Annotated in this window: 12 protein-coding genes; 10 read left to right on the top strand and 2 right to left on the bottom strand. The window is 40.0% G+C overall.

Translation table 11 applies throughout. From position 1 onward, the window contains the following. Nucleotides 1-36 precede the first annotated feature (36 nt). Complete coding sequence (locus FFO06_RS14990) at nucleotides 37-990, bottom strand: hypothetical protein (RefSeq protein ID WP_137908754.1); 954 nt, start codon at nucleotides 988-990, stop codon at nucleotides 37-39. Between the two features lie 125 nt (nucleotides 991-1115). Between FFO06_RS14990 and FFO06_RS14985 the strand changes: the two genes are divergently transcribed. The 10 genes from FFO06_RS14985 (at nucleotide 1116) to bioF (ending at nucleotide 10839) form a co-directional block, all read left to right on the top strand. Then, the gene (locus FFO06_RS14985; protein WP_137908753.1) at nucleotides 1116-1862 is read left to right on the top strand and encodes a sucrose-phosphate phosphatase; all 747 of its coding nucleotides are present in this window, start codon (nucleotides 1116-1118) and stop codon (nucleotides 1860-1862) included. Next, nucleotides 1859-2500: a Holliday junction branch migration protein RuvA gene (ruvA, locus tag FFO06_RS14980; RefSeq protein ID WP_137908752.1), complete on the top strand. Its 642-nt coding sequence runs from the start codon at nucleotides 1859-1861 to the stop codon at nucleotides 2498-2500. The genes FFO06_RS14985 and ruvA overlap by 4 nt, the downstream gene beginning before the upstream one ends. A 156-nt stretch (nucleotides 2501-2656) precedes the next feature. After that, on the top strand, nucleotides 2657-3016 hold the full coding sequence (locus tag FFO06_RS14975; protein ID WP_028090616.1) for a DUF4870 domain-containing protein: 360 nt from the start codon (nucleotides 2657-2659) through the stop codon (nucleotides 3014-3016). A gap of 289 nt (nucleotides 3017-3305) precedes the next feature. Next, entirely contained in the window at nucleotides 3306-4283 is a 978-nt protein-coding gene (gene hemB, locus FFO06_RS14970) for a porphobilinogen synthase (protein ID WP_028084839.1), read from the top strand. Between the two features lie 297 nt (nucleotides 4284-4580). Beyond that, nucleotides 4581-5564 (top strand): alpha-ketoacid dehydrogenase subunit beta, encoded by a 984-nt coding sequence (locus FFO06_RS14965; protein WP_137908751.1) that lies wholly within the window; start codon nucleotides 4581-4583, stop codon nucleotides 5562-5564. Between the two features lie 172 nt (nucleotides 5565-5736). Next, nucleotides 5737-7149: a protein translocase subunit SecD gene (gene secD / locus FFO06_RS14960; protein ID WP_137908783.1), complete on the top strand. Its 1413-nt coding sequence runs from the start codon at nucleotides 5737-5739 to the stop codon at nucleotides 7147-7149. Further along, complete coding sequence (gene secF / locus FFO06_RS14955) at nucleotides 7146-8114, top strand: protein translocase subunit SecF (RefSeq protein WP_137908750.1); 969 nt, start codon at nucleotides 7146-7148, stop codon at nucleotides 8112-8114. The genes secD and secF overlap by 4 nt, the downstream gene beginning before the upstream one ends. A gap of 76 nt (nucleotides 8115-8190) precedes the next feature. Then, nucleotides 8191-8598 (top strand): hypothetical protein, encoded by a 408-nt coding sequence (locus FFO06_RS14950; protein ID WP_137908749.1) that lies wholly within the window; start codon nucleotides 8191-8193, stop codon nucleotides 8596-8598. Between the two features lie 189 nt (nucleotides 8599-8787). Continuing rightward, on the top strand, nucleotides 8788-9192 hold the full coding sequence (locus tag FFO06_RS14945) for a GNAT family N-acetyltransferase (RefSeq protein WP_137908748.1): 405 nt from the start codon (nucleotides 8788-8790) through the stop codon (nucleotides 9190-9192). A gap of 462 nt (nucleotides 9193-9654) precedes the next feature. Next, the gene (gene bioF, locus FFO06_RS14940; RefSeq protein ID WP_137908747.1) at nucleotides 9655-10839 is read left to right on the top strand and encodes an 8-amino-7-oxononanoate synthase; all 1185 of its coding nucleotides are present in this window, start codon (nucleotides 9655-9657) and stop codon (nucleotides 10837-10839) included. A 95-nt stretch (nucleotides 10840-10934) separates the two neighbouring features. Here the strand turns inward: bioF and FFO06_RS14935 are convergent, their stop codons facing one another. After that, nucleotides 10935-11504, bottom strand: a complete 570-nt coding sequence (locus FFO06_RS14935) for a Uma2 family endonuclease (protein WP_137908746.1) — start codon at nucleotides 11502-11504, stop codon at nucleotides 10935-10937. Nucleotides 11505-12143 lie beyond the last annotated feature (639 nt).

Here is a 12143-nt window from a genome sequence, read left to right as displayed (position 1 = left end):
GACATTTGAGGAAATGTCTCTCTTTTTTGTAAATGTCTAATCAACTTTAAACCTAGCTAATAATTCCTGACGGGAAAGATTAGATAAATTAAGTAATAACTGGGTTCTTTCTGTTAAAGAAAGTTCCATTAACGGACTGACAATAGCAGATAACTCCTCATCTAAATTACCAAAACGCACCGCTAACAAACTCTCTACCATCAAACGTTGTCCGTCTTTTTGTCCTTCCTGTCGTCCTTGCTGTCTTCCTTCCTGTCTTCCTTGTTGTCTTCCTTCCTCTATTCCCTCTTGTTTCCATTCTTCCCGTTGTTTAAGATACGCTGGTGATAAACTCATAATTAACTCCCTTGCTTCTTCATCATTAACATCACTATTCAATTCTAAATTTTTCCGCCAAGATGCGAAAATTTCCATTAATCTATCCCATTTATCATTCTCTTTTGACAGTTCAACTACTTCGCTGATAGCTTCCATTTGAGTTCTACCTTTTCCCATTACCCTTAACCATAGTGTATCCTCTGTCATGGATAACTGATTGATAGCCACAATAGCCGCTTTCTGGTATTTTGGCAGAAAATAAACTCCTTTTTCCCATCCCTCCTTTATTTTTGCTCCAAACCCTTCCAGGATTCTTTCAGAACAAGTTGGTGTTAAAATCCATAGAAGGGGTAATTCTTGTTCAGAAATAGAACGTTTTTCTCTTTTGGTTTGTCTTAACAATTCACCCTGAACACTATACAATTTTAACAAACAACTCCTAATTTCTATCTCATTAGGTGCATTACGGTAAGGTTCAAATAGACAGCTTGTAACCGCCATTTTTCCTAATAATCCTAATTCGGAATTTGTAGATGTTGTAGTTGGAACAAACCAAACATCTATTTCTTGAACTTCGCTTTTTACATCTTTACTCGTTTCTACCTTACCTAGAGGTTTTAATAGTTCTTCTAGATATTCTTTGGCCAGTTGGTCGTGGACTTGTCGTGTCATGAATTTCCTAGTATAGCCGTAATTTCTCATTACCAGGGCTTGTTTTTGAATTAGGAATTGTACAGTAAGTGCCAAAACAACATACACTTTTTGTGAATTAACCTCACTGACAAAAGGAGTTGGCCATGAATAAGTTTTTATTCGTAAGTGATTTAGATCATACCCTAGTAGGCGATGATCAGGCATTGTTGGTATTGAGCGATCGCTTGCAACAGCATCGTCAACAATATGGTACAAAGATAGTCTACTCTACAGGGCGATCGCCTGTGCTTTATCGAGAACTCCAACAGGAAAAAAATCTCTTCTCCCCAGATGCTTTAGTTCTCTCGGTTGGTACAGAAATATATTTGCATGGTAGCAACCATCCTGACACAGAATGGGCGGATATTCTCTCTCAAAGTTGGCATCGGGAAAAGATTTTATCCATTACTGAGCAATTCCCGGAATTAGTGTTACAGCCAGATACAGAACAACGTCCTTTTAAAGTCAGTTTTTTCCTGAAAGCTGAATTATCGGGCATTTTACCACAACTTGAGACAGAATTGCAAAAATCCCAACTAAATATAAAATTAATTTATAGTAGTGAAATTGACCTTGACATTTTACCCCATACCAGCGATAAAGGTCAAGCAATGCAGTTCCTCCGTCAGAAGTGGAAATTTGCAGCCGAGCAGACTGTTGTTTGTGGTGATTCAGGTAATGATATTGCTTTGTTCGCTGTTGGTAGGGAACGGGGAATCATTGTCGCTAATGCTCGTGAGGAGTTACTGCAATGGTATCATCAGCATCCCGCTGACTATCGTTACCTCGCACAAAATCGTTGTGCTGCTGGGATTATGGAAGGTTTAAAATATTTTGGTTTCCTAGAATGATTAGCTATCTTAAAGGTATCGTCGCTGGTGTCCAAGCCATTACCCCTAATCGTGTTATCTTGACCCTAGAGGTAAATGGCATGGGTTACGATTTGCAAATTCCTCAACGTCTGGCCAACCAGTTAACATCTACTGGAGATGTGGTACAAATTTTTACCCATTACCAGATCCGGGAAGAATTACCTATGCTCTACGGTTTTTCTTCTCCCTCAGAACGGGATTTATTTCGTCATTTACTCAGTGTCAGTGGTATTGGTGCGGCCTTGGCCATCGCACTCTTGGATACAATGGAATTACCAGAGTTAGTTCAAGCTATTATCGCTGCTAATATCCAAATCTTAATTCAAGCTCCTGGTATAGGCAAAAAGACCGCTGAACGCATCTGTTTAGAACTCAAGAGTAAATTAATCGAATGGCGCAAATCAGCCGGCTTCTTCGTCGCTACGGGCGGACCTGCACCAGGAATTTTAGAAGAAGTGCAAATGACTCTGTTTGCTTTGGGGTATACTGCTCATGAAGTTAGTAATGCTTTGCACGTTGTTAGTGAAGATGTTGGTTTACCGAAAAACGCCTATGTAGAGGATTGGATTAGACAAGCGATCGCTTATTTGAGCAGCAATGATATGATTTTACAGTAGATTACAGGATTAAGAGGTACAAATGTTCATAGTAAAACTCTGATTGTGTCTGCATCCTACCAGCTTATATGTACCTCAATCATAATGCAATCATTATACAATCATATTTAACCTAACCTAATTACGCCCTCTGCAATATAGTTATAGGAGGAAAGAATGTACGACAGCGATAAACGTAAACTATTATCAGCCTTGTGTCACGGAGCAATTTTTTTTAGCACTACAATTGTCTCCGTTGGTTTACCCATAGCTATATTATTTGTATCAGATGATCCTGTCGTCAAAGAGAACGCGAAGGAATCTATCAACTTCCATTTTAACGTTTGGTTCTATGGAGCAATTCTCGCAGCTTTGTTTTTTTTAACCGGTTGGTTGGTTTTAACCCTAATCATCCTGTTGCCACTAGCAGGTTTAGGGTATATATTACACTGGGGATTAACCATCTGGGCGCTAATTGCTGTTTTCCGTAATCCTGAACAACCCTACCGTTATCCCTTTATTTTCCGGGTTTTTTAAAAAATAGTATTTCCCTTCTGCTGTCACTTCTGGGAATAGGGAATTAACCGCGATATTAAGACCATGGAGAATATTGACTGAATTTTTTTGAAGATTGTTTTTTGCAAATAGGTTATCAGCAAATGTCCATCAAGTTGTAAAATATAAAATTGCCCCACAGCTTCATCAACAGTAGGGCAAAAGACAGTTAAAGCACTGCTTGTAGTTTGTCTGAATAGAGCCAGCTAAAAACCTGCTTCTGTGACGCTTTATTCTGTGTCCATCGTATTGTTTTCTCTGCACAAAATTTATGTTTCCTATCCACCGCCCCCGTCGTCTGCGTAGCCATACCCAATTACGCCGTATGGTACGTGAAACCGTTTTAACTACTAGCGATTTGATTTATCCATTGTTTGCTGTACCAGGGGAAAGTATAGCCAAAGAAGTCAAATCTATGCCCGGTGTTTATCAACTTTCCGTAGATAAAATTGTTGAGGAAGCTAAAGAAGTTTATGATTTAGGCATTCCCGCAATTATCCTATTTGGAATTCCTGAAGATAAAGATATAGATGCTACCGGCGCGTGGCACGATTGTGGTATTGTCCAAAAAGCAGCAACCGCAGTTAAAAATGCCGTTCCTGATTTAATTGTCATGGCTGATACTTGTTTGTGTGAGTATACAAGTCATGGCCATTGTGGTTATTTACAAGTTGGGGATTTAACAGGTAGAGTATTAAATGATCCAACTTTGGAATTATTAAAGAAAACCGCAGTTTCCCAAGCTCAAGCCGGTGCAGATATTATCGCACCTTCGGGAATGATGGATGGTTTTGTGCAAGCAATTCGCGCCGGTTTGGATGCAGCGGGCTTTGAACATATCCCCATTATGTCCTATGCTGCTAAATATGCTTCAGCTTATTATGGACCATTTAGAGATGCAGCGGACTCAACACCACAATTTGGAGATAGACGCACGTACCAAATGGACCCCGGTAACGCTAGGGAAGCCCTGAAAGAGATTGAATTGGATATCGCTGAAGGTGCGGATATGCTGATGGTTAAACCAGCATTGGCATATATGGATATTATCTGGCGCGTTAAGGAAGCTAGTAATTTACCTGTAGCGGCTTACAATGTGTCTGGTGAGTATGCGATGGTGAAAGCAGCGGCTTTAAACGGTTGGATTGATGAGCAGCGCGTTGTTATGGAAACTTTAACCGGGTTTAAACGGGCTGGTGCTGATTTGATTTTGACTTACCACGCTAAGGATGCGGCTAGGTGGTTGTAAGTTAAGATATTAACTCACGCAGAGGCGCACAGACGCGGAGAGTGTTTTTGTGTTTGGGCGTGAGATTTTTGGCCTTTGGTTGCAAGATAGAACAAATCTTAAAACCCACATTCCGCACTTTTGCTATTTTTGCGTGCAATTATGCTTCAAGTCAGATATCATGAGTTTTTCACCCCTACGTGCTGACAATTGATGATCAAGAATATTCCTAGTGATCAACAACAGTGCTAGGCTTGACGGTATTCGGGACAATGGCACGATAAAATTCTATAACGATAAATTGCAATAAAGGTCTAAATGGCAGAAACACTATTTTTCAACGCCCTGCGGGAAGCTATTGACGAGGAAATGTCCCGCGACTCTAAGGTATTCGTTCTGGGTGAAGACGTAGGACACTACGGCGGTTCTTATAAAGTTACTAAAGATCTACACCAAAAGTATGGTGATTTGCGAGTTTTAGATACCCCTATTGCGGAAAATAGCTTTACTGGAATAGCTGTAGGCGCTGCTATGACCGGGTTACGTCCTATTATTGAAGGAATGAATATGGGCTTTCTGCTCCTGGCCTTCAACCAAATTTCTAATAATGCGGGTATGTTACGCTATACTTCCGGTGGTAACTTTAAAATCCCTATGGTCATTCGTGGTCCTGGAGGTGTGGGTAGACAATTAGGTGCGGAACATTCCCAACGTCTAGAAGCTTATTTCCAAGCTGTTCCCGGTTTAAAAATTGTCGCTTGTTCCACCCCTTACAATGCTAAAGGCTTACTGAAAGCAGCTATCCGCGATGACAACCCAGTCTTATTTTTTGAACACGTTTTACTTTATAATTTAAAAGAAGATTTACCAGAAACAGAATATGTCCTCCCCTTAGATCAAGCTGAAGTTGTCCGTAAAGGTAAGGATGTGACAATTTTAACTTATTCACGGATGCGATATCATGTTTTACAAGCTGTGAAATCTTTGGAAAAACAAGGTTATGATCCAGAAGTTATTGATTTAATCTCCCTCAAACCTCTCGATTTTAACACTATTGGCGCGTCCATTCGCAAAACTCACCGCGTTATCATCGTGGAGGAGTGTATGAGAACCGGGGGTATTGGTGCGGAATTAACCGCTTCTATTAATGACCGCTTATTTGATGAATTAGACGCTCCTGTATTGCGTCTTTCTTCCCAGGATATCCCCACCCCTTATAATGGTAATCTGGAACGCCTCACAATTGTTCAACCAGAGCAAATCATCGAAGCAGTCCAGAAAATGGTCGCTTTGCGCGTTTAGGTGACAGTTGACAGTTGACAGTTGACAGTTGTACGGGCGAACGGCCGTTCGCCCCTACGGATGTCTCTGGTTACTGAGATGAGCCTAAGTATTACCTATTCCCTCGGAAATTTTCTACTCACAACCGACAAAAAGAGCGTTATTATAACCTTTGTCAGTTGTGAGTCATGGTATGCAAAAACAGCGATCGCTATTAGCATTAATTATAGTCTTGGTAATTGCCGCTATTACAGTAATTATCACAATTCCTGTACCCCTGGGACTAGATCTACGGGGCGGTTCCCAGCTTACCATTCAGGTGAAACCAACAGCGGAAATTCCCCAAATTACCGAAAGGGAATTGGAAGCTGTGAAAAGAGTGGTCGAAGGACGAATTAATGGTTTAGGTGTTTCTGAACCTGTAATTCAAACCGTGGGTACAGATAAAATTTTAGTACAATTACCTGGTGTCAATGACCCAGAACAAGCAGAACGAATATTAGGCGGTACAGCGCAATTAGAGTTCCGTATCCAAAAACCAAATACAGAAGCTCAACTTATAGCTTTACAGGTAACAAAAAACGACCTAAAAACCAAGCGGGAAGAATTGAAAAAGACCAAAGATCAAGCTGCAATTAATACCAATAAACAAGAGTTTGATCAAAATAATCAAGCGGTAGCAGAATTGTTTGAAAGTACCAACCCACCTCTGACTGGTAAATATCTCAAGGATGCCTATGGACAGCCCACTCAGGGCAATAATTGGGACGTGGCCATTCGTTTTGATCAAAAAGGTGGTGAACTCTTTGCCGGACTAACAAAAGACCTGGCGGGAACTGGTCGCGGTATCGGTATTTTCCTCGATAATGAACTGATTAGTTCACCGACGGTGGGAGTAGAATTTGCTGCTACTGGGATTACAGGCGGTTCTGCGGTAATTACAGGTCGTTTTCAAGCCCAAGAAGCGAATGATTTAGGGGTACAGTTGCGCGGGGGTGCATTACCCGTTCCTGTGGAAATTGCGGAAAGAAGAACGGTAGGCGCTACCTTAGGAAAAGATAGTATTCAAAGAAGTATCTATGCTGGTATTGGCGGTCTAACTTTAGTATTAATATTTATGGTGTTGTACTACAGACTACCAGGAATGATCGCAAATGTATCACTATTAATTTACTCCCTGCTCACTTGGGCTGCTTTCTGTTTACTGAGTGTCACCCTCACCTTACCCGGAATTGCGGGTTTTATTCTCAGTATCGGTATGGCTGTTGATGCTAATGTTTTGATTTTTGAACGCACTAGGGAAGAATTACAAGCTGGTAAATCTTTGTATCGTTCCGTAGAATCCGGTTTTTACCGCGCTTTTTCTAGTATCTTAGATAGTAATGTTACTACCTGGATTGCTTGTGCTGCTTTATTTTGGTTGGGTTCAGGACTAGTAAAAGGCTTCGCGCTCACATTAGCTTTAGGTGTAGCGGTAAGTATGTTTACCGCAATTACTTGTAGTCGCACATTGATGTTTTTAGTTATTTCCATTCCCTCTTTGCGGAACACCAAACTTTATGCTCCTAATGTGCCAGTAATAAATAAGACAGGAGTGGCACAATGAGATTAGATATTAACAAAGCACGGGGTACATGGTGGACTATTTCCTGCGTTATTATCCTCAGTGGGATAATTTCCATGGTGATATCTTCCTTAAATCCCAATATTAAAGCGCCTTTGCGTCCTAGTTTGGACTTTATTGGCGGTACAAGGTTGCAATTGGTGCGAGATTGTGGCAAAATTGGTAATTGTGACCAATCAATAGATATCAACGTTGTGCGAGAGGTGGCTAAATCTCAGGGTCTTGGTGATAGTAGTATCCAATTAATCTCGGAAAATGGCCAAGAAAATGGTATCACTATCCGCACGAAAACACTCGCAGCCGAACAGCGTATCAATTTACAAAATGCTCTCAGTGAAAAAATCGGCGCTTTTGACCCGCAAAAAAATCAAGATGACTCCGTTGGTGCAACTTTAGGAAAGGAGTTATTTACTTCCGGGGTCTTGGCTTTAATAGTTTCCTTTATAGGAATTACTATCTACATGGCTGTCAGGTTTCAATGGGATTACGCTGTATTTGCCATTGTGGCCTTGTTTCACGACATTTTGATTACCACTGGGGTTTTCTCGATTTTAGGCTTGGTTTTCGGCGTTGAAGTAGATAGTCTGTTTATCGTGGCCTTGCTGACTATCACCGGTTTTTCTGTCAATGATACTGTTGTCATTTATGATCGGATTCGGGAAACGATTAAACTTCACCCTGAACAACCAATTGCTGATATTGTTGATGATGCTGTTAACCAAACTTTAAGTAGGTCAATTAACACGACTTTAACAACTCTACTAACATTAACTGCCATCTTCTTCTTTGGTGGGGAAACACTGCATAATTTTTCTTTAGCCTTAATTGTGGGCTTTACAATGGGAGCTTATTCTAGTATTTTCATTGCTAGTACACTGCTGATCTGGTGGCGAGAACGTAGTGAAAATTACCCAGTTGAAACCCCTATCAGTTCCCCAGAAAGTTAAATTTATTGATCACTTGTTCCTAGTCGGAGACTGGGAACGAGATTAAGGAGATTTTGTAGACGCTTATACCATTCCTATGGATAAACCTGAAGTACCACTTGAGGACGAACAATTAGCTTTAGACCCTAATTTTACTCAACAAATACAGAAACTATATCTGCTAACAGTATATGGTAGATGGTTATTTGCTGGCTTTTTGTGGCTAACTATCGCGCCTTTTTGTCTGTGGGATTTACGGGCGGAAATTTATTTGTTGCAACAATATTTTACCTGGGTAGGATTACGATACGCGCTGATTTTTCACCCTCTGTCTACTCTTGGTTTAACCTTGTGTATTGCCATGACAACTTCTGTGTTAGTCTGGCAAATTCGTAATATCCTTTGGGGATTACCATTAAAAGAGCGGGAACATTTACAAAGGCAAGTTTATCACATTCGTCAACAAGGATCTACACATCCTCTATGGAAGTGGGTTTGTAAGTGAGTGGGTAATAGGTAATGGGTAATAGGTAATAGGTAATAGGTAATGGGTAATAGGTAATAGGTAATAGTAATGAAAAGGAGTTTTTTAACTTTTAATTCAAATGTTGCATATACATATACAGCCTTAGTAATTTTCAGGAAAATATGTCATAACAGAAGCGAACATATTGTGATAATTGGATAATTATAGATGAAATATTCTCAAATTCAATTTAGTCAAAGTCGTGGTGATATTGATATTGGTCAACTTCAAGAATTGTTTGATATTGCTGCTTTTTGGGCAAAAGGACGAAATATAAAAGATTTGGCTATAGCTATTGCTAACAGTGAACCTGTTATTTCTGTGTGGGATCAAGAATTATTAATTGGCTTTGCTAGAGCGACCTCTGATGGCATCTATCGCGCTACAATTTGGGATGTTGTCATTCATCCAGATTATCAAGGTAATGGACTAGGAAGCAAGTTAATAGAAACCGTTTTAAATCATCCCCGAATGCAAAAAGTAGAGCGTGTATACTTAATGACTACTCACCAACATAAATTTTATGAAAAGATTGGTTTTCAGGTGAATAAAACAACGACAATGGTTTTATAAAATCTTGACCAAAAATCTGGGATACAAGCCCCGTCCTTCTAGGACGGCTTTATGTTAAAATTTGGTTATAGTCGCCTTATGGCATTGGGAGACTTTAAACGGACATGGAGGGACGATAAGACCACTTGTGGCGTGTTCTGGTGAAGTGTCAAGAATCATCGCACCTTCAGGTCGGTGAGTATGTCAAAATTACCACCTACGCAAAATACCTCTCAAACTCTCTTGTCTTCGTGTCCTTTGCTCCTTTGTGGTTTATTATTCCCTAACTTGTGCGTAAGTAAGTGAACGGAAAAAAACCGACATAAGTAACGAAAAGTAAAGTTGCCCAAAACCTCTTCCCTGTTCCCTGTTCCCTGTTCCCTGTTCCCTGTTCCCTGTTCCCTGTTCCCTTGTCATAACGACAATTTTTAACGCCAACCTACTTAAGTCCTCAGAATCTTCATAAATTAAGCAGTTTAAACAATGGATAATCATCCTTATGCCTGGATAAACGAATCTCTGTCCACTATTCACCAGGCTGACTGGTATCGTTCCGTAGAAACTATTCACAGCCGGCCTGGTGCAACAGTGTTATTATCTGGGCGAGAGGTGATTAATTTTGCTAGTAATGACTACTTAGGACTAGCAGGTGATCAACGTTTACAAACAGCCGCTATTAATGCTATTCAAGAATTTGGCACTGGTAGTACAGGTTCTAGATTACTCAGTGGACATCGGGAATTACACAGAGAATTAGAACGGGAAATAGCATCTAGCAAACAAACCCAAGACGCATTAGTATTTAGCTCCGGTTATTTAGCAAATCTAGGTACAATTGCGGCTATAGTCGGTAAAAGAGACTTAATTTTAGCTGATCAATTTAACCATTCCAGCCTCAAAAAAGGGGCAATTCTCAGCGGTGCAACGGTGATGGAATATCCGCACAGTGCCATGACAGCACTATGTCAAAATTTACAGCAATATCGCAAGAATTACCGACGCTGTTTAATAGTTACTGATAGCGTTTTTAGCATGGATGGTGATTTATGTCCATTACCCCAACTGCTAGATTTAGCGACAGAATTTAGTTGTATGCTACTGCTAGACGAAGCTCATGCTACGGGAGTCATGGGTAAAACTGGTGCTGGGTGTGTGGAACATTTCGGGTGTACAGGTAGAGAATTAATTCAAATTGGCACATTAAGTAAAGCTTTGGGGAGTTTGGGCGGCTATGTAGCCGGTAGCAGCGCCCTAATTGACTTTTTACGCAATCGCGCCCCTAGTTGGATTTATACCACAGCCCTTTCCCCCGCAGACACAGCAGCAGCTTTAGCGGCTATAAAAATAGTCCAACAAGAACCGCAAAGGCGATCGCAATTGTGGCAAAATGTCAACTATTTAAAACAATTAATTGAAGACAATTTACCTAACTTAAAATTATTACCGACGGAATCAGCGATATTATGTTTTCAATTACCCAACGCAGCCGCAGCATTAACAGCAGGAAAGCTAATGCAAGCATCAGGAATTTTTGCCCCGGCCATTCGTCCTCCCACAGTGAGTACAAGTCGGATTAGAATATCTATGATGGCCACCCATGAGTTAGCACATATTCAGAAATTGGTAGAAGTGATCAAAACCATGGAACAATTAGCGTCAAAATATTGACCCCAAAGCCGTATCAGAACAGAAAATAGTTTGGATTAAACTTTCTATCCTGTCTAAACTATTTAAAAATAAACATCAATAGAAATTCCAACTTATCAGCGTAGAAAATTAACATCTTCATAAATATCAGTTAAAAGACATTTAAAATTTACACTTGTTAACTCTAATTGTTGATTTCCTTTATAACTATAAAGTTCCCATCTTCCTTGATTATTGAGACTAAAACGATCAACTCTTTGACGATTTTGACTAACTAAAACATATTCTTTTAAGGTTTCTAATTCTTGATAGTCAATGAATTTATCACCTCTATCAAAAGCTTCAGTTGCAGGTGATAAAACTTCAATAATTAAACTTGGATAGCATTTAAAATATTCAAACTTTGTATCTCTTGGATCGCAAGTTACCATCATATCAGGATAATAAAAAATATCCAGAGTTTCAATTCTAGCTTTCATATCAGTCACGTAAAGACGACATCCTGTACCACGAATATGATTTCTTAAAAGAGCAACTAAATTAGTAGTGATTGTCACATGGGCATCACTAGCACCTGCCATTGCGTAAATTTGCCCTTGAATATATTCATGTTTAATGGGGCTATTTTTTTCTAATTCTAAATATTCTTCTGGGGATATATAGGCATGAGATTGGGTAAGATTCATATATTTTTATGGTTAATCAGAGATGAGTTTTTAGGTGCGTTTATAGTGTAGCAATTTTAAATATTTTTTGTGTCAATGACAATTTGGAATTTTAATAATAATGAATATCACAGTTATCAGGTAATAGGTGACAGGGAACAGGTGCTACGCCACGGGGACAGGTGCTACGCCACGGGGACAAGTGACAGGTGACAGGGAACAGCTTTTTGAGTAGGGTGTGTTAGCTGTCTTCGTAACGCACCATTGGTAAAAACTTTGGGTGTAGCATAGCGATAGCGAAGCGCTGCTGCAAGCAGTTCGCTACATCATAGCCATATAATATAGTAACGCACCATCTTTAATCATAATCAGAAAATCCCCATCTTCATCCTGTACATCCTTTCATCCTGGATATCCTGATTCTGACATAAATTAGGTGACAGGTGCTACGCCACGGGGACAGGTGACAGGGAACAGCTTTTTGAGTAGGGTGTGTTAGCTGTCTTCGTAACGCACCATTGGTAAAAACTTTGGGTGTAGCATAGCGATAGCGAAGCGCTGCTGCAAGCAGTTCGCTACATTCTACCTATATAATATAGTAACGCATCATATTAAATCATTATCCTGTACATCCTTTCATCCTGGATATCCTGATTCTGA

The organism is Dolichospermum planctonicum, assembly GCF_005402965.1.
GTDB lineage: Bacteria > Cyanobacteriota > Cyanobacteriia > Cyanobacteriales > Nostocaceae > Dolichospermum > Dolichospermum planctonicum.
This window is presented reverse-complemented; position numbering and strand designations above follow the sequence as displayed.